Here is a 24,945-nt window from a genome sequence, read left to right as displayed (position 1 = left end):
GTCCGAGGGCACCTAGCATGGCGGGCATGCGCAGGCTCCCCGCCGTACTGTCGATCGCGAGTGCCGCTGCTGCCCTGGTCGCCGGTTGCTCGTCCACCGCTCCAACCGCGCCGTCGGTTTCGTCGTCTGCCGTCACGCCGACAGTCCAATCGGCCACCGAATCGACCTCCGCGTCGACGACGTCGCCGCCCGAACCATCGTCGGCTACCGAACCGGCCACCTCCTCGAAGCCGTCGCCCCCGTCTTCGAAGAAGGCCAGTGAGCCACTGCCGAGCGCCGCGGCGATTCTCAAGGAGTCCAGCGCCACCACCGCAGGAGTCGACAGCGCGCACCTGAGTCTGTCGGCGAGCAGCGGCATCGAGAACATGGCGATCACCGCCCTCGACGGCGACGTGACCAGGCAGCCTGCCGAGGCCGCCAAGGGCTACGCCAAGATCAAATACCGGGGGGCTCCGGCCTACGTGGAGTTCGTGGTGTTCGGGGGAGACCTCTACGTGTCGCAAGATGATGGCCGGTGGATCGACTACGGGCCGGCCACGAACTTCTTCGACGTGGCCTCGATCCTGAGCCCGGATACCGGGCTCGCCGACATGCTGACCGATTTCTTCGACCCGGAGGTCGAGGGCCGCGAGACGATCGCGCTCGGCACAGACGAAGTGCACACCGTCCGGATCAGCGGCCAGGTGTCTGCGCGCGCGGCCAAGAAGATCGTGCCGCATTTGACGGCCACCAAACGGACGTCGTGCACGGTCTGGATCGAGGAGACCGGTGATCATCACCTGGTTGCGCTCAAACTGGGGTCCGGAGACGACGAGTCGGTGGTGATCACATTCTCGAATTGGAACGCGCCGGTTAACGTCGGCAAGCCGCGGGTGTAGGACACCTGCCTCGGCTATCCCCAAATCACACTTCTTCCACAGTTGCCGCTGCACGCAACCGCCTGAGCCGTCGCGTTGTCGGGGCCGGCGGGCTCAATGGGTGCAGCATGAGCGGGCTGATCACGTCCGCCGCAACCAGGAAGGAAAACGTGCCATGTATGAAACCCCGTTGACCATCATCGGCAACGTCGTGACCGACCCGATCCGGCGCCGGGTGGGGGAGCACGAACTGATCAAATTCCGGGTCGCCAGCAACTCGCGCAAGCGCGGCGCCGACGGGAACTGGGAGCCCGGCAACTCGCTGTACCTGACTGTCACCTGCTGGGACCGGTTGGTCACCGGCGTCGGTGCGTCACTGAGCAAGGGATTGCCGGTGATCGTGGTCGGAGACGTATTCACCAGTGAATACGAGGACAAAGACGGCAATCGCCGATCGTCGGTGGAGCTGCGCGCGACGGCGGTCGGCCCGAACCTGGCGCGATGTGCGGCCCGGGTGGAGAAGATCATTGCCGCCGGACCGGACGGTCCGACGGCGACTTCTCCGAGCGCCGAAGCCGACAGCCCGGACTGCGCCGACGGCGAATCCGGCGCCGGCGACGAGATGGCCGAGATGGCCGGGATAGCTCTGACGCCCTGACAGCAGCCGACGGCCCTGCCGGACGACCCCCTAGGATGGTTGGCGAGCAAATTCGCGAGACCAGGAGGCGACACCCCGGCATGGCTGAGTTCATCTACACGATGAAGAAGGTGCGCAAAGCACACGGCGACAAAGTCATCCTTGACGACGTCACGCTGAACTTCCTGCCCGGCGCCAAGATCGGTGTCGTCGGCCCCAACGGTGCGGGTAAGTCCAGCGTCCTGCGGATCATGGCCGGGCTGGACAAGGCGAACAACGGCGACGCTTTCCTGGCGCCCGGAGCCACCGTCGGCATCCTGTTGCAGGAGCCGCCGCTGGACGAGACCAAGACGGTCCGGGAGAACGTCGAAGAGGGCGTGCCGATCAAGGCCAAGCTCAATCGGTACAACGAGGTCGCCGAGCTGATGGCCACCGACTACACCGACGAGCTGATGGAAGAGATGGGCAAGCTCCAGGAGGAGCTTGACGCCGCCGACGCCTGGGACATCGACTCGCAGCTCGAACAGGCCATGGACGCACTGCGCTGCCCGCCGCCCGACGAGCCCGTCACCCATCTCTCCGGTGGCGAGCGTCGGCGGGTGGCGCTGTGCAAGCTGCTGCTGAGCAAGCCCGACCTGCTGCTTCTGGACGAGCCCACCAACCACCTCGACGCCGAGAGCGTGCTGTGGCTCGAGCAGCACCTGGCCTCCTACCCGGGCGCCATCCTCGCGGTTACCCACGACCGTTACTTCCTCGACAACGTGGCCGAGTGGATCCTGGAGCTCGACCGCGGCCGGGCCTACCCCTACGAGGGCAACTACTCGACCTATCTGGAGAAGAAGGCCGAGCGTCTCGAGGTGCAGGGCAAGAAGGACCAGAAGCTGCAGAAGCGGCTCAAGGACGAACTCGCCTGGGTGCGTTCGGGTGCCAAGGCCCGCCAAGCCAAGAACAAGGCCCGCCTGCAGCGCTACGAGGAGATGGTTGTCGAGGCGGAGAAGACCCGCAAGCTTGACTTCGAGGAGATCCAGATCCCGGTCGGCCCGCGCCTGGGCAACACCGTCGTCGAGGTGGAGCACCTGGACAAGGGTTTCGAGTCGCGCCAGCTGATCAAGGACCTGTCGTTCACGCTGCCGCGCAACGGCATCGTCGGCGTGATCGGCCCCAACGGCGTCGGCAAGACGACCCTGTTCAAGACCATCGTCGGCCTGGAAGAGCCGGACAGCGGCACGGTCAAGGTCGGCGAAACGGTCAAGCTGAGCTATGTCGACCAGAACCGTGCCGGCATCGACCCGAAGAAGACGGTCTGGGAAGTGGTCTCCGACGGCCTGGACTACATCGAGGTCGGGCAGAACGAGATCCCGTCCCGGGCCTACGTCTCGGCGTTCGGCTTTAAGGGCCCCGACCAGCAGAAGCCTGCCGGCGTGCTCTCCGGCGGTGAGCGCAACCGGCTGAACCTGGCCCTGACTCTCAAGCAGGGCGGCAACCTGATCCTGCTGGACGAGCCGACCAACGACCTCGATGTCGAAACGCTCGGTTCACTGGAGAACGCCCTCGAACAGTTCCCCGGTTGCGCCGTCGTCATCAGCCACGACCGCTGGTTCCTCGACCGGACCTGCACGCACATCCTGGCGTGGGAGGGCGACGACGACAACGAGGCCAAGTGGTTCTGGTTCGAGGGCAACTTCGGCGCCTACGAGGAGAACAAGGTGGAACGTCTCGGTGCCGAAGCGGCGCGTCCGCATCGAGTGACCCACCGCAGGCTCACCCGCGACTAATGTTGTTCCGGTAGCCGTGCTGCCGGAGCTGACACATAGTCAGGAGGGGTGGGATGACAAAGTCCACCAAAGAATCGACCGCGTGGACAACATTTCCCGATCCCCCTGAGCCGCAAGGCATTCCTGCTTGGGTCTCGACGGCTTACGTCGAGACCTACCGCGGTTCGCACAGCGACTCGCTGATCAGCGACGAACCCACCGACGCCGATCCCGCCAGCCGGGCAGCCGCCATCGACCTGGTGACCCCGGCGCTGCTGGCCGCGCACGCCGGGCTGGCGCGGCATCGGCTCGCCGGTGAGACCCGGGTTGCGGTGTTGACCGCCGACGATCCGGCTGGTTGCGGGCCGGCGCTGCAGGTGGTCACCGAACACGGCGGCATGCTGATGGACTCGGTGGCGGTGCTCCTGCACCGGCTCGGGGTGGCCTACGTGGGGATCATGTCGCCGGTGTTCGCCGTGCAGCGAGATGAGGCCGGGGAACTGCGTTCGGTGGAGCCGAGAGGCTCAGACGTTGAGCCGAGATCCGTGGATGGCACGGTGGGGGCCGAGGCCTGGATTCATGTCCAGCTCTCACCAACGGTCAACCGGCACACCCTCGCCGAAACCGAACGCCTGCTTCCCGATGTGATGGCCGACGTCCGCCAGGTGGCGATCGATTCCGAGGCGATGCACAACGCGCTCACCGAGCTTGCCGCCGAGGTCGAGTCGGACGCGCAGGGCCACTACGCCGCCCCGGACCGCCACGATGTCGCGGCCCTCCTGCACTGGCTGGCCGACGGGCATTTCGTTCTGCTGGGCTATCAGCGGGGGGTGGTGCGCGACGAACAGGTGCTGGTCGATGACGCCGCCCGGCTGGGCGTTTTGCAGCTGCGTAAGTCTTTGCGGCCCAGGCTCATCGGTGACAGTCTGTTGACTCTGGCGCAGGCTACCGTGCCCAGCTATATGCGATTCAGCTCGCACACCTACGTGGTGGTGATCCGGGAGGACACCGGCGACAGCATCGTCGCGCACCGGTTCGTCGGATTGTTCACCGCCGGCGCGATCAACGCTGACGTCTTCGAGATCCCGGTCATCTCCCACACTGTCCGCCATGCGCTCGCGCTCGCGGAGAAGGAACCCGGGCACCCCGGACAACTTCTGCTCGACATCATCCAAACCGTTCCGCGTTCAGAGCTTTTCGCGATCACCCCGGAACAGCTGCTGAACATGGCGATGGCGGTGTCCGACCTCGGTTCGCGGCGCGGGACCCTGCTGTTCCTGCGCGGCGACCGCACCGGGCGCTTCGTATCGTGTTTGGTGTATCTGCCACGCGACCGCTACACCACCCCGGTGCGGCTGCACATGGAGGACATCCTGGTTCGCGAGTTCGGCGGAGTGGGCCTGGAATACAGCGCGCGCGTCAGCGAAGCCCCTTGGGCGCTGCTGCATTTCATGGTCCGCATCTCCGACGACCCCGACGCCCGTGCGGTCGACACCGGCGAGGACAACCGAGCCCGGATCCAGGCGATGCTGTTCGAGGCCACCCGCACCTGGGGAGACCGGCTGCTCGAGACGGCGACGCAGGACTCCATCGCCGTCGAGGTGGCCGAACACTATGCCGCTGCCTTCGACGAGATCTACAAGCAGGCTGTCACTCCAGCCGAGGCCGTCGAAGACATCGCGATCATCGAGCGGCTGACCGCCGACTCGGTCAAGTTGGTGTTCACCCACTACGGCGAGGCCGACGGAAGTCAGTTGGCCTGGTTTCTCGGTGGACACGGTGCGTCGCTGAGCCAACTGCTGCCGATGCTGCAATGCATGGGGGTGGCGGTGCTCGAAGAGCGGCCGTTCACCGTCACCCGCGGCGACGGCCTGCAGGTGTGGATCTACAAGTTCAGGGTGTCAGCGCACCCCACCATCGACATCCCGGAGACCGGAGTCGAGCGCGACGATGCCGAACAGCGATTCGCCGACGGGGTCACCGCGATCTGGGAGGGCCGTGTCGAGCCCGACCGATTCAACGAGCTGGTGCTGCGCGCCGGTTTGAACTGGCAACAGGTCGTGGTGCTGCGCGGCTACGCCAAATACCTGCGCCAGGCCCGCTTCCCCTACAGCGAGAACCACATCGCCTCGGTGCTTAACGAGTATCCGGGCATCGCGCGCGGCCTGGTGGCACTGTTTGAGGCGCTGTTCGACCCGTCGCGCACGCATCGCAACCGTGACGCACAGGCGGCCGCCGCGGAGGTCGCGGCGGGCATCGACGCGGTGGTGAGCCTGGACACCGACCGGGTCCTGCGCGCGTTCGCCTCGCTGATTCAAGCCACCCTACGCACCAATTACTTTGTCACCCGCGCCGATTCGGCCCGCGCGCGTAACGTACTGGCGCTCAAGCTGGATGCCGGCTTGATCGACGAGTTGCCACTGCCCCGGCCGAAGTTCGAGATCTTCGTCTACTCACCCCGGGTCGAGGGGGTGCACCTGCGGTTCGGCTTCGTCTCGCGTGGCGGGCTGCGCTGGTCGGACCGCCGCGAGGACTATCGCACCGAGATCCTCGGACTGGTCAAGGCCCAAGAGGTCAAGAACGCCGTCATCGTCCCGACCGGAGCCAAAGGCGGCTTCGTGGTCAAGCGCCCACCGACGCCCACCGGCAATCCGGTAGCGGATCGCGAGGCGGCCCGCGACGAAGGGATCGCCTGCTACACGCTGTTCATCTCCGGACTGCTCGACCTCACCGACAACGTCGATCACGCCACCGGCGCGGTCAGCGCGCCGTCGCAGGTCGTGCGCCGCGACGGCGACGACGCGTATCTGGTGGTGGCCGCCGACAAGGGCACCGCCAGCTTCTCCGACATCGCCAACGGGGTGGCCAAGTCCTACGGCTACTGGCTGGGCGACGCGTTCGCGTCCGGTGGGTCGGTCGGCTACGACCACAAGGAGATGGGCATCACCGCGAAAGGTGCCTGGGAGTCGGTCAAGCGGCATTTCCGGGAGATGGGAATCGACACCCAGACCCAGGATTTCACCGTTGTCGGCGTCGGAGATATGAGCGGCGACGTGTTCGGCAACGGCATGCTGCGCAGTGAACACATCCGACTGGTGGCCGCCTTCGACCATCGGCACATCTTCCTCGATCCCGACCCAGATCCCGCCCGGTCTTTCGCCGAGCGTCAGCGGATGTTCGACCTGCCCCGATCCAGTTGGGACGACTACGACAAGTCGCTGATCAGCGCCGGAGGCGGTGTCTACGCGCGCGACCTGAAATCCGTGCCGGTCAGCCCGCAGGTCGCCGCCGTGCTGGGTCTCGACGCGGACATCACCGAACTCACCCCGCCGGTGCTGATCCGGGCGATCCTGCGGGCGCCCGTGGACCTGTTGTTCAACGGCGGCATCGGCACCTACGTCAAAGCCGAGTCCGAATCCGACGTCGACGTCGGAGACCGTGCCAACGACCAGGTCCGGGTCAACGGAAACCAGGTGCGCGCCAAGGTGATCGGCGAAGGCGGAAACCTCGGCGTCACGCCGCTGGGCCGCGTCGAGTTCGACCTGGCCGGCGGCCGCATCAACACCGACGCCCTGGACAACTCGGCCGGCGTCGACTGCTCCGACCACGAGGTCAACATCAAGATCCTGATCGACGCCCTGGTCACCGTCGGCAAGGTCGACGCCGTCGACCGGCCCGCGTTGCTGGCATCGATGACCGACGAGGTCAGTGCGCTGGTCCTGGCGGACAACACCGCCCAGAACGATCTGATGGGCACCAGCCGGGCCAACGCCGCGAGCCTGCTGCCGGTGCACGCCGAGCAGATCCGCCACCTGGTGGCAGACCGCGGGCTCAACCGCGCCCTGGAGGCGCTGCCATCGGAGAAGGAGATCGCCCGACGCGCCGAGGCCGGGCTGGGCCTGGCCTCACCGGAGTTGGCCACTCTGATGGCGCACGTCAAGCTGACGCTGAAAGCGGCGGTACTGTCCACCGACCTACCCGAGCAGGACGTGTTCGCCGCCCGGCTGCCGCAGTATTTTCCGCAGGTACTGCAACAGCGCTTCGGCCCCGAGATCCGCCAGCACCAACTGCGCCGCGAGATCGTCACCACCATGCTGATCAACGACGTGGTGGACACCGCGGGCATCACCTATGCCTTCCGGATCACCGAGGACGCCGGGGTGGAACTGATCGACGCGGTGCGCGCCTACGTCGCGACCGACGCCATCTTCGGGGTGGGCGAATTGTGGCGGCGCATCCGCGCCGCCGGTGAGCGCGACGGTCTGCCGGTTGCGGTGACCGACCGGATGACCCTGGATCTGCGGCGGCTCATCGACCGGGCCGGCCGTTGGCTGCTCAACTACCGCCCGCAGCCACTGGCGGTGGGCGCCGAGATCAATCGGTTCGCCGAGCAGGTCGCCGCGCTGTCACCGCGGATGTCGGAATGGCTGCGCGGCGACGATGCCGACATCGTCGCCAAACACATCAGCGAGTTCGAGACTCAGGGCGTGCCTCGTGGCCTGGCTACCGATGTCGCACTGGGCTTGTACCGCTACAGCCTGCTCGACGTCATCGACGTCGCCGACATCACCGAACGTGACGCCGATGAGGTCGCCGACACCTATTTCGCGCTGATGGATCGGTTGGGCGCCGACGGCCTGCTGACGGCGGTCGCCCAATTGCCGCGCGATGACCGCTGGCACGCCTTGGCGCGGTTGGCTATCCGCGACGACATCTACAATTCGGTGCGGTCGCTGTGCCTGGATGTGCTGGCGGTCGGGGAACCGGACGAGGACGGGATGCAGAAAATCACCGAATGGGAATCGACCAACGCCTCACGCGTGGAGCGGGCGCGGCGCACGCTGGCCCAGATCTACGAATCGGGCCAGCGGGATCTGGCAACCCTGTCGGTGGCGGCACGCCAGATCCGCAGCATGACACGCGGCGCGGCTTCGTGAGTCCGGCAGGCGAATCCACCGGGGCGCCGGTGGGCTTTGTGGCAGCGGTTCCGGTGCGCTGGTCGGACATCGACATGTATCAGCACGTGAACCACGCGACCATGGTGACCATGCTTGAAGAGGCGCGGGTGCCGTTCCTGTCGCCGGCGTTCGCGGTCGACATCACCAGCGTCGGGCTGCTGATCGCCGAGGTCAAGGTTGCCTACAAGGGGCAGCTGCGGCTGACGGACTCACCGCTGCAGGTGACTATGTGGGTGTCGCGGCTGCGCACGGTGGACTTCACCATCGGCTACGAGGTGCGCTCGGTGCACGCGGCCCCGGATTCCCGGCCGGCCGTGATCGCCGAGACGCAGTTGGCCACCTTCAGCATCGACGAGCAGAAGCTGGTGCGGCTGTCGGCGGACCACCGCGCCTACCTGGAGAAGTTCATCCGCTGAGCGGCAGCAGGCATCACTGTGCATGCGTGCGCGAAGCATGATCGACCAGCCGGACCGGTTCGCGGACGTGGTCGTCGAATTCGTCGGCGCCACAAGCGATCTCAGCTGACCAGACTTTCCGCTCAGGCCAGCCACGCGGCGCTGTCGGGCGGCAAGACACCGCCGGTCGCCGGCGCGCTGGCCAGGATCAGCTGTCCTTCGGGAAGATCCACCGGGCGGTCGCCGGCATTCAGCGCGCATACCAGTCCGCCGCGTCGGAAGACCAGCATTCCTGGTGGTGCGTCCAGCCAATCGATCTGCGATCCGGTGAGTTCGGGCCTGCGCCTGCGGGTGGCGAGGGCCTGCCGGTACAGCGACAGCGTCGAGGCGCGATCGCTACGCTGACGCTCGACGGTCAGCGCCGCCCAGTCCGGCGGCATCGGCAGCCAGGTGTCGGGGTTGTCGGAGAATCCGAAAGCCGGTGTCTCGCCGGACCAGGGCAGCGGCACCCGGCAGCCGTCGCGGCCGCGTTCAGTGTGCCCGGAGCGCTCCCACACCGGGTCCTGCAGGGCCGAATCGGGCAGTTCGACGTTGGGCAGGCCCAGCTCCTGGCCGTTATAGACGAACACCGCGCCCGGCAACGCCAACAAGACCAGGGCCATGGCCCGCGCCCGGTCCAGGCCCAAGGCCCCGCCACCGTAGCGGGTGACCGCCCGCTCGACGTCGTGATTCTCCAGCGCCCAGGTGGCGCTGGCGCCCACCAACGCCACCGCGGCCAGCGAATTGTCGATCGCACCGCGGATCTGAGTCGCATCGAAGTCGGCTTGCAACAGCCGGAAGTTGAAGGCCAGGTGCAGTTCGTCGGGCCGTAGGTACTCGGCGAACTGATCGTTGTCGTGAACCCAGACCTCACCGACGCTCACCGCGTCCGGGTAGTCGTCGAAGACCCGCCGAATCGCCCGGTGAATCGCGTGGACGCCGGGCCGATTGAATCGCGGGTCGTCGTCCTGATGGGCCAGCAGCTTCACATCGGTGACCGGCATGTCCGGTAGACCGGCCGGCTTGGCCATGCCGTGGGAGACATCGATGCGGAAGCCGTCCACGCCGCGGTCCAGCCAGAACCGCAGGGTGCGCTCGAAATCGGCGAAGACCTCCGGGTTGTCCCAGTTCAGATCCGGCTGTGACACATCGAACAGATGCAGGTACCACTGGCCGGGGCCGTCGGGTTCGGTGACCCGCGTCCAGGCCGGGCCGCCGAACACCGACACCCAGTTGTTGGGCGGCAACTGGCCGTCGATTCCGCGCCCATCACGGAAGAAGTAGCGGTCACGCGCGGGACTGCCCGGCTTGGCGGCCAATGCCTCGACGAACCAGGGGTGCGCCGAGCTGGTGTGGTTGGGCACCAGGTCCATCGTCAGCTTGATTCCCCGCCCGTGCGCGGCGGCCACCAGCCGATCCAGCGCTGCGAGGTCGCCGAACAGTGGATCGATGTCACGCGGATTCGCCACGTCATAGCCGTGGTCGGCCATCGGCGACACCGTCACCGGGTTAAGCCACAGCGCCTCGACCCCCAGCCAGTGCAAGTAGTCCAGGTGTGCGGTCACCCCGTCGAGATCGCCGACTCCGTCGGAGTTGCTGTCGGCGAACGAGCGGGGATACACCTGGTAGAAGGTGCTGTTCGTCCACCATGGCTGCCCCGCAGGGCGTGTGGCCGGACTCATCAGATCGGCGCGTTGACCAGGAAGTCCGCCGCCGAATGCAGATACTGCAGCAGTTCGCTGCGGTGTGCATCGTCGAGGGTGTCGCTGTTGATCTCGCTGATGGCCGTCGTCATGCAGCGCAGCCACGCATCGCGCTGCATCGGGCCGATCCGGTAGGGGATATGGCGCATCCGCAGTCGCGGGTGCCCACGACGCTCGGTGTAGGTGCGCGGCCCGCCCCAGTACTGCTCGAGGAACATTCGCAACCGGTCCTCGGCGCCGGCCATGTCGTCGGCGGGATACATCGGGCGCAGGATCGGATCCTGGGCGACCAGTTGATAAAACCGCGACACGATGGCGTTAAACGTCTCCGCGCCGCCGACGGCGTCATAAAACGAGGGTTCTTCTATCGGCTGCATCGCCCCCCATTGTGGGGCATCGCCGGTGACTGCCGGTGAACACACAGCAAATAGGCGTGCGACCAGCACCGAATCATGGTGAACTGTTCGGCGGAGGTCAATGGTGCGACACATAAACCGGCTGCAAGACCGGATATGAAACGTCGGGGCCACCGCACCCCCGGTGCCCCACCGGCGAGCCTGAGCGGGCTTGCCGCCGCCCCATGCCTGCATTCGGTCGCCACAGCCGGCGGTGTCACCGGTTCTGGGACCAGCAACGAAGCCGCATCCATCTGGACCCGTCGGCGGGTATTGCTGCTGAACTCCACCTTCGAGCCGTTGACGGCGCTTTCGCTGCGGCGTGCCGTGGTCATGCTGATCTGCGGTAAAGCCGACATCGTGCACGACGATCCGGCCGGCCCGGTGATCCACTCGGCGACCCGGTCGGTGCCGGTGCCGTCGGTGATCCGGCTGCGGAATTACGTTCGAGTGCCCTACCGCGCCCGGATCCCGTTGACCCGGGCTGCGCTGATGCACCGCGACCAGCACAGCTGCGCCTACTGCGGCGGCAAGGCCGACACCGTGGACCACGTGGTGCCGCGCAGTCGTGGCGGCGACCACTCCTGGGAGAACTGTGTAGCCGCCTGCTCGACCTGCAATCACCGCAAGGCGGACCGATTACTGGCCGAGATCGGCTGGACGCTGCGGTTGGTGCCCACCTCGCCCAAGGGCCAGCATTGGCGGCTGCTGGCGGTGATTCACGATCTCGATCCGGTGTGGATGCGCTATCTCGGTGAAGGCGCCGCCTGAGCGCTAGCCGTGACCGAGCCAACCGGCGAGGAACCCGGCGAGCAGCACGCCAAACCCGCCCATCTCACCGACGATGAGCAGCACCATCGACACGTGCAGTCCCGCAGAGGGGTGCTCGAACTGGTTGGTGGTGTCCTGCAGGGCGCCGTGCACGATGTAGCTGACGATGGCGGCCAGGAAGTAGAACACGACCACCATGGCGGCAGTCAGATTCACCCACGTCGGCCAGGCGCTGAGCTCGACGAACACCGCCAACAGCAGCGTGGCGAAGGAATACAGCAATGCGGCACGGTGGGCGATGTCGACGTAGGGATGGGCGTGGCGCTCCGGCCGGGTGGCCATCTGCTGGTATTTCCAGACGCCCAGTCCCAGGGCGAGCAGGAAGATCAGGCCTGCCGCCAGCAGGGTGATCAGCGTGTCGGTGCGCAGTGCCGCGCCGGTCCAATCCATGATGGTGCCTCCTCAGACGTTCTGTGCGACGTTGTGCCGGTACCAGCGTCGCCCGTGCCAGCGTTGGTAGTGCCACACCGCGGTGGGCAGCGTCCCGCGGCGGTGCAGCCAGAAGCCGGCGGGCGGCGCGAGTCGAGCCGGCCGCCGACCGGGCGTGATCTCTGCGAGGACGATCCCTTCGCCTTGATCGGCGCGCCGTTCGGCGATGACGGTGCCGTCGGCGTCGGCGATCAGCGTGGCGCCTTCGAAATGGCCGTGGTAGCGAAGCGGCAGCCACGGCATCGCGCAGGTCAATGCCCCGGCGTGGGCGGCATGCACCACCGGTGCGCCGACGTACTGGGCGAACGACGCCGCAGCCTGGCGCGCGGTGCCGGCGTTGGTGCGTTCGAGACGGTCGAACAGGGCGTGGGGCGACCAGCGCGGAATCGACCACCAGCCCGAGCCGGTCATCACCAGGTCCACCCGGCCGCGCAGCCGGCGCACCGTCTGAGTGCGCATCAACTCCCAGCACACCGCCGCCCCGACCGTGTATTCGCCTGCCGCGATCACCCCGTCGTCGTCGCCGGTGGTGTAGAACGCGTTCTCCCACATGGTGGGCAGGTCCTTGTCGTGGCGGCCCACCACGCCGGGTCCAAGCGGCGGTCCCAGCTTCGGCTCTCCTTCGTCGGGCCTCGCTGAACCGCCGGGTCCATGCGGCGGTCCCAGCTTCGGCTCTCCTTCGTCGGGCCTCGCTGAACCGCCCGGTTCAAGCGGCGGTCCCAGCTTCGGCTCTCCTTCGTCGGGCCTCGCTGAACCGCCGTCGGGACCTGCGAGCAGATAGGCGTTGCGGACGTGGCCGTCGGTATCGCGACACAGGAAGGACCCACCGACCAGCGCGCGGTGCCGGCGAGCCAGCGCGGTGAGCAGTTCGGTGGCCGCGCCGCCGGGCGGTAAGGCCGCCGAAGCCAGCGCCGGCTCGAATCCGATACCGGTGGTGAAGAACTCCGGCAGGGCGATGATCCTGGCGCCGGCGCGGCCCGCCTCGTCGGCCAGCCGTTCACAGGCGGCGAGGTTGGCCGGAACGTCGCCGAGTACCGCCTCCAATTGGACCGCGGCAGCAAGAACCATGACTATCGCCTTTCCGGAACGACGGCGCAGCCCCTGGACCTCGAGCAACGTCTGCGGCAGGGTATGGCGCCACCATAATCGGTGCCCGTTCAGCAGGTGCTGGCCAGTCCCGGCGGGCCGACGTTCGGGCGTCCGCCCCGGCGCGGCGCACCGTCGGGCCGGGTTCCCGCACCGCTGGTTGAGCGGTGGGATACCGTCTACGGCGTGAGCATGTTGGAAACCCTCGGCATCTTCATTGGCATCCCGGCGGCAATGTTCGCGCTGCTGGCCGCCCGGACCCTGACGCAGAAGGGGCCGCGCGCGGCCATCTATCAGATGTCGGAGCGGTGGACACACCCGCCGATCCTCTGGGCGGCGACCGACGAGGCCGTTGGCGGACACGGCCACGGCAATTCCGAGTTCAGCGTGGGGGGTGGAGCCAGTGGCAACTGGTGAAGTCGTAACGATCGATCCGGCTGACCTGCCGTACGGCTTTGTGGTCACCAACAGCGGCCGGGTTTCCGGGGTTACCGAGCCCGGCGAGGCGTCGTTGCACTACCCGTTCCCGGTCAAGGAACTGGTGGCTCTCGATGACGCCCTGACCTACGCGTCGCGCGCCACCCAGTCCCGGTTCGCCACCTACATCGGCGACCTGGGTGCTGACACCGCCGCGCGGGCCCGCGAGATCTTGGCGAAGGTGCCCACCCCCAACGACGCCGTCTTGATCGCGGTCTCGCCGGACCAGAAGGCCATCGAGGTGGTCTACGGCGCGGGCGTGGCCGGCCGGATCGCCCCGGTTGCCGCACCGCAGGGTGTGGCCGCGGCGGCTGCGGCGTTCCGCGACGGCAACCTGATCGACGGTCTGGTCAGCGCGGTGCAGGTGATCAGCGCCGGCGTCTCTCCGGCCTAGCCGCTGGCTGTACCACCGGACGATCCCTTGGTCGCAAGCGTGAACCTCCCCGGTCCACACGCAGGACCGGAGGTCGTTTCCGCCCAGGCTCTGGCTGCACCCTCTCCAGCGCACCGGGCTTGGCTGGCGAACCTCGACCGGCGCGCTGTCGGACCGCGGGCGGTGACCGAAATCGTGCGCGAGCAGGGCCTTACGCGGGACAGCTTCCGGGCTCTGGACGTGATGGAGCAGATCACCGACCCGGATGGTAAGAGCTTCTTCATCATTCCCCGGACAGCCGGCGGCGATGCCGTGCGGCGCGCGGTGCTGCTGACTTACCTGCTCAATGCGGGCACCGGTTACGGCCGGGGCGGTGCTCGCAGTGACTTTTCCGAGACGCTGTACGGTGCCGCCGAGCTGCGGCGGATCATTGACCGTCAGCGGGCGAACCGCTGGAGCTATGCGGTGGTCCGAGGCATCTGCAACACCGGCGGCTGCGTGGCCGCCACCCCCAACGGCGTGCTGATGGTGGTGGGCGGCAACCGCATTCACGGTTCGTTCAGCCACCGCGGCGGCACCATGTGGGGTGATCTGTTCCTGGTCAACACCGAGCAAGTCTTCGATCCCGCCGGGCGGCTGCGCGAGATCGTTGAATCAGGGCGGCTCGGCCCTGGTGGACCGAGCCTGGACGCGCTGCTCCACCACGAAGAGATCCACGCCCAGCAGTGGGCTGCGCTGGGACCGGTTCGGATGCCCGCGCGTTACCTCGCCGAGGAGGCGAGGGCGCGAATCTTCGGCGGTGTCAACAGTTTCGAGAAGGACGCCGGACTCAGCGACGGAGGATACCGCTGATCAAGCGGTATCAAAGGTGCGCGCCCGCAGCGACCGCTCCACCCCGGCCCGGCCCTCGGTGACCAACCGCCGCAGCGCCGGCGGGACCGAAGGGTCGGCCAGGAACGCGTCGGCGGCGTCCAACCCGGCCTGGCTGACATCCCACCCGGGGTACAGGCCGATCACCACGGTCTGCGCCACCTCGCTGGAACGCCGCTCCCACACCCCGGAGATCGCCTGAAAGTAGCGCGCGGTGAACGGCGCCAACAGCTCACCCTGGCCGGGCTGCACGATCCCGCCGATGATCGCGCGACCGGTGATGTTGGCCAACGTGTCGTCCTCGATCACCTGCTGCCAGGCCGCTTCCTTGACGGCGGGCTGCGGTCGGGCCGCCGACGCCTGAGCGCCTTGGCGTTGGCCGGCCGCGGTGGGGTCGCGCCGGATCTCCGCGTCGATCGCCGCAGCGTCCAGCGCACCGCCGCGGGCCAGCGCCACCACGATCCGCCAGCGCAGGTCGGTGTCGACGGCCAACCCGGCCAGCCCCTGGACGGCCGGGTCGGCGTCCAGCAGCGCGGCCAGCACCGTGATGTGCCGTTCGGCGAGCACCGAGGTGCACAGCGCGTTGAGATACGCCAGCTGGTGATCGGAGCCGGGATCGGCCTCGCGGGCCAGCTCCAGCAGCCGGTCGGCGAAAGCCGGCCAACCCTGCTCTGCGGCCCAGCCCGGCTCGGCGTAGAACCCCAGCGCGGTCTGCGCCTGCAGCAGCAGCCGCGAAGCGACGCCGACCTCGGTCTCGGCGCCGATGCCGCGCTGCACCAGTGCCACGAAGTCCCGGGCGCGCATCTCAGCCTCGCGCGTCATCTCCCAGGCCGCCGACCACACCAGGGTCCGCGGCAACGGCTCGGCGATATCGGCGATGCGCTCCGTCGCGGCGGCCAGTGACTCCGGGTCCAGCCGCAGCGCGCAGTAGGTCAGGTCGTCGTCATTGACCAGGATCAGCTTGCCGCGCGAAACTCCGACCAAGCCGGGCACTTCCGTGCTGGGCCCCTCGATGTCCAGCTCCTCGCGGTGCACCCGCACCAACCGGCCGGAACCGGCCGGGTCGTCGTCGTAGATGCCGATGGCCAACCGGTGCACCCGCGTCTCACCGGCACCCGGGGCAGCGCCGCCCTGCGTCACCGCGAATCGGGTGAAAACGGTTCCGCCGCCATTGTCTTCAGTATCGAAGTCCGCCCGCAGGGTGTTCAGTCCGGTGGTCTTCAGCCACTGCCGGCCCCAGTCGGACAGATCCCGGCCGGATGCCTTCTCCAGCGCCGCGAGCAGGTCGTCAAAGGTGGCGTTGTCGAAGGCGTGCGCGGCGAAGTAGTCGCGCAGGCCCGCCAGGAAGTGCTCCAGACCGACATAGGCCACCAACTGCTTGAGCACCGAAGCGCCTTTGGCGTAGGTGATCCCGTCGAAGTTGACCTCCACGGCGGCCAGGTCAGGGATGTCGGCGGCTATCGGGTGCGTCGACGGCAGCTGGTCTTGGCGATAAGCCCAGGACTTCTCCGCGTTCGCGAAGGTGGTCCAGGCGCTGGTGTATTCGGTTGCCTCGCTTTGGCACAGCACCGAGGCGAACGTCGCGAATGACTCGTTAAGCCACAGGTCGTCCCACCAGCGCATGGTGACCAGGTCGCCGAACCACATGTGTGCCATCTCGTGCAGCACGGTCTCGGCGCGCCGCTCATAAGACGCCCGGGTCACCTTGCTGCGAAAGACGTAGTCCTCCAGGAACGTCACCGCTCCGGCGTTCTCCATGGCGCCGGCGTTGAACTCCGGCACGAACAGCTGGTCGTACTTGCCGAAGGCATAGGGCACGCCGAAGTTGTTGTGGTAGAAGCCGAATCCTTGCTTGGTCTCGGTGAAGAGCCGCTCGGCGTCCATGTGCTGGGCCAGCGATGCCCGGCAGAACAGGCCCAGCGGAATCTCGCCGTGCTCGTCGCGATAGACGTCGTCCCAACGCGCATAGGGCCCGGCGATCAGCGCAACCAGATAGGTACTCATCTTGGGTGTGGTCTTGAAGGTGTGCACGCCGTCGCGCACGGAACTCGTGGCGCCGTTGGAGATCACCTGCCAGTGCGACGGCGCGGTGACGGTGATGTCGAAGCTGGCCTTGAGGTCGGGCTGGTCGAAGCAGGCGAACATCCGCTTGGCGTCGGCGGTTTCGAACTGCGAGTACAGGTACACCTCGTCGTCGACCGGGTCGACGAAGCGATGCAGGCCCTCCCCGGTGTTGGAGTAGTAGCACTGCGCGTCGATCTCGACGGTGTTGTGCTTGGCCAGGCCGCTCAGCGCGATGCCGACCGACTCGTCGTAGGCCGAGACATCGAGCGGGTGGCCGTTGAGGGTGGCGCTGTGGATCGTCTCGGCGGCGATGTCGATGACGGTGTCGCTGCCGGCCAGCGCGTCGAAGGTGACGACGGTGGTGGAGCGGAATGTGCGCTCGCCCGGGTTGCCGCTGCCATCGGTCAGGTCCAGGGCGATCCGGTAGTTGACGACGGTGACCGAAGCGGCCCGTTCGGCGGCTTGGTCGCGGGTGAGGTTAGGAAGTGCCACGCCCGCCAACAGTAGCCGCAGGACCGTGCGGGCGGGCTCCGGACCGAGTTTAATGAGGCCATGCACATGGCCGGTCTGACCTTCGCCGCGCTGGCCGCGGTGTTGCACGTCTACATCTTCGCGCTCGAGTCGCTGAGTTGGACCTCACCGCGCACTCGGGCCCTCTTCGGCACCACCGTCGCCGAAGCCGAAACCACCAAGACGCTGGCCTTCAACCAAGGTTTCTACAACCTGTTCCTGGCCATCGTCACGGTGGTCGGCATCGCCGCGTTCTCGTTGGACCACATCGCCGTTGGGCATGCGCTGATCTTCGCCGGCGTGGGGTCCATGCTGGCCGCGGCGCTGGTTCTGGTGGCGTCGTCGCCCGACAAGGCCCGCGCCGCGGTCGTGCAGGGTGCTTTCCCGGCAGTCGCGGTCGCGCTGCTGGCCCTGAGCCTGTAACCGTGCGGTGGGCATAGATGTGCCCGGTACCGCGTTGAGACGTTCCAGACGTGTCCATTGTTGGCTGAGAGGATCGCCCATGCCCGTGAAATCGCAAGCCGAGTTCTGGTTCGACCCGCTGTGCCCGTGGTGCTGGATCACCTCCCGGTGGATCCTGGAGGTCGAGAAGGTCCGTGACATCGACGTCACCTTCCACGTGATGAGCTTGGCCGTTCTCAACGAGGGACGCGATGACCTTCCCGAGCAGTACCGCGAGGGTCTCAAGCATGCGTGGGGTCCGGTGCGGGTGGCGATCGCCGCCGAACAGTTGCGCGGCAACGAGATCCTGCGGCCGCTGTACACCGCGATGGGAACCCGGATCCACAACCAGAACAACAAGGACTTCCCGGACGTCATCGCCGGCGCGCTGGCCGAGGTAGGTCTGCCGGCCGAATTGGCCGACGCTGCCACCAGCGACGCCTACGACGAGGCGCTGCGTGCGAGCCACCACGCCGGGATGGACGCCGTGGGCAAGGATGTCGGGACCCCAACGATCCACGTCAACGGGGTGGCATTCTTCGGGCCCGTGCTGTCTCGCATTCCACGCGGCGAGCAGGCGGGCCAGCTGTGGGATGCGTCGGTGACCTTTGCGTCCTACCCGCATTTCTGGGAGCTCAAGCGCACCCGGGGCGAGGCGCCGGAGTTCGACTGACGGCTGGCGGGGGAGCAGACCGGGTCTGAGACAATGACGCCATGCGCGTCTACCTCGGCTGCGACCATGCCGGCTACGAACTCAAAGAAACGATCGTCGAGCACCTGAAGAAGGCCGGCCATGAGCCGGTCGACTGCGGGGCCTTCAGCTACGACGCCGAGGACGACTACCCAGCGTTCTGCATCGCGGCGGCGGCCCGCACGGTGGCCGACCCCGAGAGCCTCGGCATCGTGATCGGCGGGTCTGGCAACGGCGAACAGATCGCCGCCAACAAGGTGCCGGGGGCGCGGTGTGCCCTGGCCTGGAGCACCGAAACCGCGCAGCTGGCCCGGGAACACAACAACGCCCAGCTGATCGGCATCGGCGGCCGGATGCACACCACCGCTGAAGCGCTCGCCATCGTCGACGCGTTCTTGAGCACCCCGTGGTCGGAGGCCGAACGCCACCAGCGGCGCATCGACATCCTGGCTGCCTACGAGCGCACCCACGAGGCACCACCGGTGCCCGGCGCGCCCGCCTGACGTCGGCACAGACTGGTCTGACATGCCGGAGGGGCACATCCTGCACCGGCTGGCCCGGCTCCATCAGCGCCGCTTCGCCGGGGCGCCGGTCGCGGTGTCCAGCCCGCAGGGTCGCTTCGAATCCGGCGCCGCCGTAGTCGACGGGCAGCCCCTGCTGCGTGCCGAGGCGTGGGGCAAGCACCTGTTCCACCACTACGGGCGCGGGCCGATCGTGCATGTGCACCTGGGGATCTACGGCCACTTCACCGAGTTCGACCTTTCTGAAGGCGGCCTGCCCGAACCGGTCGGCCAGGTGCGGATGCGGATGGTGGGCGCCGATTACGGCACCGATCTGCGTGGTCCGGCCGCATGCGAGGTGGTCGACGAGGCCCAAGTCGCCGACGTGATCGCGCGGCTGGGACCCGACCCGCTGCGCGGTGACGCCGATCCGTCGCTTGCTTTCAAGCGAATTACCAAGTCCCGCAAGACTATTGCTGCGTTGCTGATGGACCAGTCGGTGCTGGCCGGGGTCGGCAACGTCTACCGCAGCGAGGTGCTGTTCCGGCACCGGATCGACCCCTACCGGCCCGGTGTGCAGATCGGCGAAGCGGACTTCGCCGAGATCTGGGCCGACTTGGTGGCGCTGATGAAGGTCGGGCTGCGTCGCGGCAGCATCGTCGTCGTCCGGCCCGAGGATGACCACGGCGCACCGGCGTACGCGGCCGGCAAGCCTCGCACCTACGTCTACCGCCGCGCCGGCGACCCGTGCCGGGTGTGCGGGACTGCCGTGCGGACCGCTGAACTTGAGGGCCGCAATGTGTTCTGGTGTCCGTCCTGTCAGTCGGGCTAGGCGGACCACCGCCCTGGCTGATCGGGCTAGCGCCTCTGGACGAACGCGGAGCCGATGACGGGACTTGAACCCGGGATTGCGGGGCCCGAAGGCGACAAAAGCGACTAAAAGTGCATAAAATCGCACATTGGTCGACGTAAATGGGTAGTGTGAACGAGACGCAAGCCGTGGGTGGGCGCACCAGCTAGGCAGCCAAAAGGAGACTCGTTAAGGGATGCGAAAAATCTATGGCACTTTGGGCTTGGCTGCAGTGGCAGCGCTCACCGTCGTACTAGCGCCGCAGGCTCAGGCCGGGCCGTATGAGGACTGTATGGCCAGATCCTCGCGCAGTCTGATTGCACATCTCATGTGCGCAGAGAAGGCGAGCGCGCCTCCGCCGGCCGATACACCGCGACCAGCACCGGCATTCGACCCAACGAACTGTGTTGGCAGGAATGGGGAACGGGTGATATGCCCGTGCAGCGGTCCTGGCGCACCATGCGGGTAGTTGGGCCAGGTGTGGTGGGTTTCGGTCGTCAAGTCCCCGGACGTACGGTACGGATGTTCCGTTAGTCGTCGTAGATCCCCTCGCGTCGGGGCCGAAGCGGCACCCCGAGTGCCCGGTAGATCTCGTTGGAGAGCACCACGCTGCGCGGGTCGGCATTGGCCTGGGTGTGGTCGAACCGGTTCATCACGTAGCCGTAGCCAATCCGGTGCTCCAGATCGGCGAACGCGAACGACCCGCCGAGGCCGCCGTGACCGAAGATCCGCCGATTGGGTCCATTGACGCCTTGGGCGTTGAGCATGTAGCCCATGCCCCACCCGTGCTCGGCGACTCGGGGGCCGAGCACCAGGTCGGTTTCGGTGCCGCCCTGCAGTACCCGCAGACGGTCCATGGCGGGCCGGCTGAGCAGCTTCTCCTGCACCAGTGCGTTGTAGAACGTGGCCATGCCCAGGGCAGAGACCTGGGCGTTGGTGCCGGGAAACTCCAGCTGACGCCAGAGCGTCAGGTCGTTGGTGGCGATCTCGTCGTCGGGAGCGAATCCCATCGCCACCGCCAGTCCCGCCTTGGGGTGGTCGTCCAACGAGGTCGGGCGCTTCGGTGCGCCGGCCGAGGACAGCATCTCCCGGATCGTCGGCTTGCCCACCGGGTCGGCACAGCGGTAGGGCTGCTGCTCGGCCGGCACCCCGATGTGCACCTCGGCGCCCAGCGGTCCGGCGACCTCGGTGCGCAGGTACTGGCTCACCGTCAATCCGGTCACCCGCCGGACGACCTCGCCGATGATGAAGCCGTAGCTGGTCATGTGGTAGCCCTGCGCGGTCCCGGGACGCCACCACGGTTCGGCGGCGGCAAGGCGCTCGCAGACCAGATCCCAGTCGGTGACGTCGCGCCAGTGCATCGGTTCCCGCGGCCCGATCGCCCCGGAGCGGTGCGCCAGCACCATCGCCAGGGAGATGTCGCCCTTGCCGGCCTGGCCGAACTGCGGCCAGTAATGGGCCACCGGGACCCGCAGGTCCAGTTCCCCGGCATCGGCGAGCCGGTGCACGCAGGTGCTGGTCAGGCCCTTGCTGCCCGACAGCACGGTGCTCAGCGTGTCTTCCTGCCAGGGCTGCTGGCCCTCGACGTCGGCGGAGCCGGCCCACAGATTGACCACGAGTTCGCCGTCGACGTAGGCGGCTACGGCCGCGCCGAGTTCGTCGCGCTCGGTGAAGTTGCGTTCGAACTCGGACCGCACCTGCGCAAAGCGCGGGGAGCACGTCCCATGTATTTGGACGTGCCGTGTGCCGCCCATGGCGTGCCTTCCTGCTAGGGAGAATCCCCTTCCGCGGGGGCGACGGGGCGCTCGGACCCGCGTAGCTCGCTTCGAAGGATAAGTCCGCCGTGACGGGGGAGTACAGCAGCCCCCGACCCCGGTTCGCATACGCCTCTGACCTGTTGCTGGTCACGAGGGGGAACCCCCGCGGGAGTCCGTCGAATCGCAGGTCGACGGACTCCACGCTGGTTCTCGCAGAGCGGGCGACGGGAATCGAACCCGCGTAGCTAGTTTGGAAGACTAGGGCTCTACCATTGAGCTACGCCCGCATGAACAGCTAGAGCGAGACTGTACCGGCGTGGCGGACCCGAAATCCAATTGCCCCGTCGCGGTGGCTTCGTGGGGCGTTGGCAGCAGGTCATTGTGATTACCGTTATGCCGGGCCGTAGGATCGCCTGGTCAGTGCGGGGTGTAGCGCAGCTTGGTAGCGCATCCGCTTTGGGAGCGGAAGGCCGCAGGTTCAAATCCTGTCACCCCGACCAGCAGCGCGCGCCGCACCGGCACGACCGACCATGTCAACGATATCGAGGAGTACACCCGTGAAGAGCACCGTCGAGCAGCTGACCCCGACCCGGGTTCGCATCAACGTTGAGGTGCCGTTCACCGAGCTTAAGCCGGACTTCGAGCGGACCTACAAGCAGTTGGCGCAGCAGGTGCGGGTGCCGGGCTTCCGGCCGGGCAAGGCTCCGGCCAAGCTCATCGAGGCCCGCTTCGGTCGTGCCGCCGTGTTGCAGCAGGTGGTCAACGAGGCGTTGCCGAGTCGCTACACCGAGGCGGTCACGAGCTCGGACCTCAAGCCGCTGGGTCAGCCCGACATCGAGGTCACCAAGCTCGACGACGGTGAGAACATCACCTTCACCGCCGAGGTCGACGTGCGTCCGGAGATCACGCTGCCTGACCTGGAGCAGCTCAAGATCACCGTGGACCCCATCGAGGTCAACGATGACGAGGTCGACGCCGAGCTCGACTCGCTGCGCGCCCGGTTCGGCACCCTGACCGGTGTCGATCGCCCGGCCGCCAAGGGCGACTTCGTCTCGATCGACCTGGACGCCACCGTCGACGGCGAGACGGTTGAAGGCGCTGCCACCGAGGGGCTGTCGCACGAGGTCGGATCGGGCCAGCTCATCGAGGGCCTCGACGACGCCATCGTGGGGCTGTCGGCCGGTGAGAGCAAGTCCTTCACCACCAAGCTCGCGGCCGGCCCGCAGGCCGGTAAAGACGCTGAGGTCACCGTCACGGTTCAGTCGGTCAAGGAGCGTGAGCTGCCGGAGGCCGACGACGAATTCGCGCAGCTGGCCAGCGAATACGACACCATCGGCGAACTCCGCGAGAACCTCATCGAGCAGGTGAGCCGGACCAAGCGCATCCAGCAGGCCGAGAAGGTCCGCGAGGTGACGCTGGAGACTCTGGTCGAGCAGGTAGAGATGCCGCTGCCCGAGGCTGTGGTGCAGGCGCACATTGACAACGCCCTGCACAACGCCCTGCATGGTCTTGACCACGACGAGAACAAGTTCGCCGAGTCGCTGGCCGAGAAGGGCTCCTCGCGCGCCGAGTTCGACGCCGAGACACGCAGCGAGGCCGAGAAGTCGGTGAAGACCCAGCTGCTGCTCGACGCGCTCGGCGACAAGCTCGAGATCCAGGTAGGCCAGAACGACCTCACCCAGCACCTGGTGCTGATGGCACGTCAGTACGGCATCCCGCCGCAGCAGCTGGTGCAGTTCCTGCAGCAGAACAACCAGCTGCCGGCGGTCTTCGCCGACGTGCGCCGCGGCATGGCGCTGGCCGCGGCGGTGCGTGCGGCTGAGGTCAGCGACACCGCGGGCAACGCGATCGACACCGCCGAGTTCTTCGGAACCGACTCGGATGAGGGCGGCGAAGCCGCCGACGCGGCCGCCGAAGCGTTGGCCGCCGCCGAGGAAGCCGAGGAAGGCGACGACGCGGTTGAGGCCGTTGAGGCCGAGGCAGCATCCGACGAGTGACGCTGTAAGCGAACTAAGCCGGTTCGGACCGCCCTGAGCCGTCCCGGTTGGTTAGGGTCGGTGCATATGAATCTCGAGAAAGCAGGTATCCCACTGTGAGCCAGCCCGGACTGAATCTCGTCGACTCGGTATACGAGCGGCTACTGCGAGAACGCATCATCTTCCTGGGGTCGCAGGTGGACGACGACATCGCCAACCGGCTGTGCGCCCAGATCCTGCTGTTGGCCGCCGAGGATCCGACCAAGGACATCTCGCTCTACATCAACTCGCCGGGCGGTTCGATCAGCGCGGGCATGGCGATCTACGACACCATGGTCCTGGCGCCCTGTGACGTCGCCACCTACGCCATGGGCATGGCCGCCTCAATGGGCGAGTTCCTGCTCGCGGCGGGCACCAAGGGCAAGCGTTACGCCCTGCCGCACGCCCGGATCCTGATGCACCAGCCGTTGGGCGGGGTGACCGGCAGCGCCGCCGACATCGCCATCCAGGCCGAGCAGTTCGCGGTCATCAAGAAGGAGATGTTCCGGCTCAACGCCGAGTTCACCGGGCAGTCCATCGAGCGCATCGAGGCCGACTCCGACCGCGACCGCTGGTTCACCGCCCAGGAAGCCCTGGAATACGGCTTCGTCGATCACATCATCACCAGCGCCCACGTCAACGGAGCCGCATCATGAACCCCGAAACCTTGCGAGCCATCGCACCGCAGGCGCGCTACATCCTGCCGTCGTTCGTGGAGCACTCCAGCTGGGGTGTCAAGGAGTCGAACCCGTACAACAAGCTGTTCGAGGAGCGGATCATCTTCCTGGGTGTCCAGGTCGACGACGCCTCGGCCAACGACATCATGGCCCAGTTGCTGGTCCTCGAGTCGCTGGACCCCGACCGCGACATCACCATGTACATCAACTCCCCGGGTGGTTCCTTCACCTCGCTGATGGCGATCTACGACACCATGCAGTACGTGCGGGCCGACATCCAGACCGTGTGCCTGGGTCAGGCCGCGTCGGCTGCGGCGGTGCTGCTGGCGGCGGGCACACCCGGCAAGCGGATGGCGCTGCCCAACGCCCGGGTGCTGATCCACCAGCCGTCGCTGTCCGGAGTGATCCAGGGCCAGTTCTCGGATCTGGAGATCCAGGCCGCCGAGATCGAGCGGATGCGGACCCTGATGGAGTCCACCCTGGCCCGCCACACCGGCAAGGACGCCGAGCAGGTCCGAAAGGACACCGACCGCGACAAGATCCTCACCGCGGTCGAGGCCAAGGAGTACGGGATCATCGACACCGTGCTGGAGTACCGGAAGCTGTCGGCGCAGACCGCCTAGCTATTTCTGCAAC

Annotated in this window: 22 protein-coding genes and 2 tRNA genes; 17 read left to right on the top strand and 7 right to left on the bottom strand. The window is 67.2% G+C overall.

The genetic code is table 11. The features are described 5' to 3' along the window. Positions 1–26: 26 nt before the first annotated feature. The 5 genes from N416_RS0103820 to N416_RS0103800 all read left to right on the top strand — a co-directional run bounded on the left by N416_RS0103820 (position 27) and on the right by N416_RS0103800 (position 8,622). Positions 27–878, top strand: a complete 852-nt coding sequence (locus N416_RS0103820; RefSeq protein WP_196805095.1) for an LppX_LprAFG lipoprotein — start codon at positions 27–29, stop codon at positions 876–878. A gap of 154 nt (positions 879–1,032) precedes the next feature. Further along, positions 1,033–1,515 (top strand): single-stranded DNA-binding protein, encoded by a 483-nt coding sequence (locus N416_RS0103815; RefSeq protein WP_024440807.1) that lies wholly within the window; start codon positions 1,033–1,035, stop codon positions 1,513–1,515. An 80-nt stretch (positions 1,516–1,595) separates the two neighbouring features. Then, positions 1,596–3,269 carry an energy-dependent translational throttle protein EttA gene (gene ettA, locus N416_RS0103810; RefSeq protein WP_024440806.1) on the top strand — a complete coding sequence of 558 codons (1,674 nt, stop codon included), beginning with the start codon at positions 1,596–1,598 and terminating at the stop codon, positions 3,267–3,269. A 53-nt stretch (positions 3,270–3,322) separates the two neighbouring features. Beyond that, positions 3,323–8,185 (top strand): NAD-glutamate dehydrogenase, encoded by a 4,863-nt coding sequence (locus N416_RS0103805; protein ID WP_024440805.1) that lies wholly within the window; start codon positions 3,323–3,325, stop codon positions 8,183–8,185. Positions 8,186–8,214: 29 nt separating this feature from the next. Then, positions 8,215–8,622, top strand: coding sequence for a thioesterase family protein (locus tag N416_RS0103800; RefSeq protein ID WP_024440804.1), 408 nt, complete (start codon positions 8,215–8,217; stop codon positions 8,620–8,622). 122 nt (positions 8,623–8,744) lie between these two features. Here the strand turns inward: N416_RS0103800 and N416_RS0103790 are convergent, their stop codons facing one another. Beyond that, positions 8,745–10,322 carry a glycoside hydrolase family 13 protein gene (locus tag N416_RS0103790; protein ID WP_024440803.1) on the bottom strand — a complete coding sequence of 526 codons (1,578 nt, stop codon included), beginning with the start codon at positions 10,320–10,322 and terminating at the stop codon, positions 8,745–8,747. Further along, positions 10,322–10,720: a globin gene (locus tag N416_RS0103785; protein WP_036457080.1), complete on the bottom strand. Its 399-nt coding sequence runs from the start codon at positions 10,718–10,720 to the stop codon at positions 10,322–10,324. The genes N416_RS0103790 and N416_RS0103785 overlap by 1 nt, the downstream gene beginning before the upstream one ends. 135 nt (positions 10,721–10,855) lie before the next feature. Between N416_RS0103785 and N416_RS0103780 the strand changes: the two genes are divergently transcribed. Further along, positions 10,856–11,509 carry an HNH endonuclease gene (locus N416_RS0103780; RefSeq protein ID WP_024440801.1) on the top strand — a complete coding sequence of 218 codons (654 nt, stop codon included), beginning with the start codon at positions 10,856–10,858 and terminating at the stop codon, positions 11,507–11,509. A 3-nt stretch (positions 11,510–11,512) separates the two neighbouring features. Here N416_RS0103780 and N416_RS0103775 read toward each other — a convergent pair whose 3' ends face one another. Next, on the bottom strand, positions 11,513–11,938 hold the full coding sequence (locus N416_RS0103775) for a hypothetical protein (protein WP_024440800.1): 426 nt from the start codon (positions 11,936–11,938) through the stop codon (positions 11,513–11,515). 33 nt (positions 11,939–11,971) lie between these two features. Further along, positions 11,972–13,066 (bottom strand): carbon-nitrogen hydrolase family protein, encoded by a 1,095-nt coding sequence (locus N416_RS0103770; protein WP_024440799.1) that lies wholly within the window; start codon positions 13,064–13,066, stop codon positions 11,972–11,974. Positions 13,067–13,276: 210 nt separating this feature from the next. Between N416_RS0103770 and N416_RS0103765 the strand changes: the two genes are divergently transcribed. From N416_RS0103765 to N416_RS0103755, 3 genes are all read left to right on the top strand, one after another. Beyond that, positions 13,277–13,501 (top strand): hypothetical protein, encoded by a 225-nt coding sequence (locus tag N416_RS0103765; protein ID WP_192830915.1) that lies wholly within the window; start codon positions 13,277–13,279, stop codon positions 13,499–13,501. Beyond that, complete coding sequence (locus N416_RS0103760; RefSeq protein WP_024440797.1) at positions 13,488–13,955, top strand: DUF5130 domain-containing protein; 468 nt, start codon at positions 13,488–13,490, stop codon at positions 13,953–13,955. Before N416_RS0103765 ends, N416_RS0103760 begins: the two co-directional genes overlap by 14 nt. 162 nt (positions 13,956–14,117) lie before the next feature. Beyond that, positions 14,118–14,786 (top strand): hypothetical protein, encoded by a 669-nt coding sequence (locus tag N416_RS0103755; protein ID WP_231383969.1) that lies wholly within the window; start codon positions 14,118–14,120, stop codon positions 14,784–14,786. Here N416_RS0103755 and pepN read toward each other — a convergent pair whose 3' ends face one another. Continuing rightward, entirely contained in the window at positions 14,787–17,360 is a 2,574-nt protein-coding gene (pepN, locus tag N416_RS0103750) for an aminopeptidase N (protein WP_024440795.1), read from the bottom strand. A 60-nt stretch (positions 17,361–17,420) separates the two neighbouring features. Between pepN and N416_RS0103745 the strand changes: the two genes are divergently transcribed. From N416_RS0103745 to N416_RS0103730, 4 genes are all read left to right on the top strand, one after another. Beyond that, complete coding sequence (locus tag N416_RS0103745; RefSeq protein ID WP_024440794.1) at positions 17,421–17,801, top strand: DUF1304 domain-containing protein; 381 nt, start codon at positions 17,421–17,423, stop codon at positions 17,799–17,801. A 79-nt stretch (positions 17,802–17,880) separates the two neighbouring features. Then, positions 17,881–18,492 (top strand): DsbA family protein, encoded by a 612-nt coding sequence (locus N416_RS0103740; RefSeq protein WP_024440793.1) that lies wholly within the window; start codon positions 17,881–17,883, stop codon positions 18,490–18,492. Positions 18,493–18,533: 41 nt separating this feature from the next. Then, complete coding sequence (locus tag N416_RS0103735; RefSeq protein WP_024440792.1) at positions 18,534–19,013, top strand: ribose-5-phosphate isomerase; 480 nt, start codon at positions 18,534–18,536, stop codon at positions 19,011–19,013. A gap of 22 nt (positions 19,014–19,035) precedes the next feature. Further along, positions 19,036–19,842: an Fpg/Nei family DNA glycosylase gene (locus N416_RS0103730; protein WP_024440791.1), complete on the top strand. Its 807-nt coding sequence runs from the start codon at positions 19,036–19,038 to the stop codon at positions 19,840–19,842. Between the two features lie 548 nt (positions 19,843–20,390). Here the strand turns inward: N416_RS0103730 and N416_RS0103725 are convergent. Both N416_RS0103725 and N416_RS0103720 read right to left on the bottom strand, forming a co-directional pair. After that, entirely contained in the window at positions 20,391–21,614 is a 1,224-nt protein-coding gene (locus N416_RS0103725) for a serine hydrolase domain-containing protein (protein WP_024440790.1), read from the bottom strand. A gap of 219 nt (positions 21,615–21,833) precedes the next feature. Then, positions 21,834–21,904: transfer RNA gene (locus N416_RS0103720), tRNA-Gly, on the bottom strand. A 136-nt stretch (positions 21,905–22,040) separates the two neighbouring features. Here N416_RS0103720 and N416_RS0103715 point away from each other — a divergent pair. The 4 genes from N416_RS0103715 (at position 22,041) to clpP2 (ending at position 24,932) form a co-directional block, all read left to right on the top strand. After that, positions 22,041–22,117 (top strand) — tRNA-Pro (locus N416_RS0103715). A 57-nt stretch (positions 22,118–22,174) separates the two neighbouring features. Continuing rightward, a complete protein-coding gene (gene tig / locus N416_RS0103710; RefSeq protein ID WP_024440789.1) occupies positions 22,175–23,614 on the top strand; it encodes a trigger factor in 1,440 nt (479 codons plus the stop codon). A 95-nt stretch (positions 23,615–23,709) separates the two neighbouring features. Further along, positions 23,710–24,288, top strand: a complete 579-nt coding sequence (locus tag N416_RS0103705; protein WP_024440788.1) for an ATP-dependent Clp protease proteolytic subunit — start codon at positions 23,710–23,712, stop codon at positions 24,286–24,288. Beyond that, entirely contained in the window at positions 24,285–24,932 is a 648-nt protein-coding gene (gene clpP2, locus N416_RS0103700; RefSeq protein WP_024440787.1) for an ATP-dependent CLP protease proteolytic subunit ClpP2, read from the top strand. The genes N416_RS0103705 and clpP2 overlap by 4 nt, the downstream gene beginning before the upstream one ends. Positions 24,933–24,945: the final 13 nt, after the last annotated feature.

Origin of the sequence: Mycobacterium sp. UM_WGJ (assembly GCF_000455125.1) — a bacterium.
Lineage (GTDB): Bacteria > Actinomycetota > Actinomycetes > Mycobacteriales > Mycobacteriaceae > Mycobacterium.
This window is presented reverse-complemented; position numbering and strand designations above follow the sequence as displayed.

Excerpts from the sequence above, each read along its gene's own strand:
- clpP2 (WP_024440787.1), top strand. The coding sequence starts at position 24,285 with ATGAACCCCGAAACCTTGCGAGCCATCGCACCGCAGGCGCGCTACATC.
- N416_RS0103745 (WP_024440794.1), top strand. The coding sequence starts at position 17,421 with ATGCACATGGCCGGTCTGACCTTCGCCGCGCTGGCCGCGGTGTTGCAC.
- N416_RS0103780 (WP_024440801.1), top strand. The coding sequence starts at position 10,856 with ATGAAACGTCGGGGCCACCGCACCCCCGGTGCCCCACCGGCGAGCCTG.
- N416_RS0103815 (WP_024440807.1), top strand. The coding sequence starts at position 1,033 with ATGTATGAAACCCCGTTGACCATCATCGGCAACGTCGTGACCGACCCG.
- N416_RS0103805 (WP_024440805.1), top strand. The coding sequence starts at position 3,323 with ATGACAAAGTCCACCAAAGAATCGACCGCGTGGACAACATTTCCCGAT.
- N416_RS0103765 (WP_192830915.1), top strand. The coding sequence starts at position 13,277 with ATGTTGGAAACCCTCGGCATCTTCATTGGCATCCCGGCGGCAATGTTC.
- N416_RS0103730 (WP_024440791.1), top strand. The coding sequence starts at position 19,036 with ATGCCGGAGGGGCACATCCTGCACCGGCTGGCCCGGCTCCATCAGCGC.
- N416_RS0103790 (WP_024440803.1), bottom strand. The coding sequence starts at position 10,322 with ATGAGTCCGGCCACACGCCCTGCGGGGCAGCCATGGTGGACGAACAGC.
- N416_RS0103740 (WP_024440793.1), top strand. The coding sequence starts at position 17,881 with ATGCCCGTGAAATCGCAAGCCGAGTTCTGGTTCGACCCGCTGTGCCCG.
- N416_RS0103820 (WP_196805095.1), top strand. The coding sequence starts at position 27 with ATGCGCAGGCTCCCCGCCGTACTGTCGATCGCGAGTGCCGCTGCTGCC.
- ettA (WP_024440806.1), top strand. The coding sequence starts at position 1,596 with ATGGCTGAGTTCATCTACACGATGAAGAAGGTGCGCAAAGCACACGGC.
- N416_RS0103770 (WP_024440799.1), bottom strand. The coding sequence starts at position 13,066 with ATGGTTCTTGCTGCCGCGGTCCAATTGGAGGCGGTACTCGGCGACGTT.
- N416_RS0103725 (WP_024440790.1), bottom strand. The coding sequence starts at position 21,614 with ATGGGCGGCACACGGCACGTCCAAATACATGGGACGTGCTCCCCGCGC.
- N416_RS0103735 (WP_024440792.1), top strand. The coding sequence starts at position 18,534 with ATGCGCGTCTACCTCGGCTGCGACCATGCCGGCTACGAACTCAAAGAA.
- N416_RS0103785 (WP_036457080.1), bottom strand. The coding sequence starts at position 10,720 with ATGCAGCCGATAGAAGAACCCTCGTTTTATGACGCCGTCGGCGGCGCG.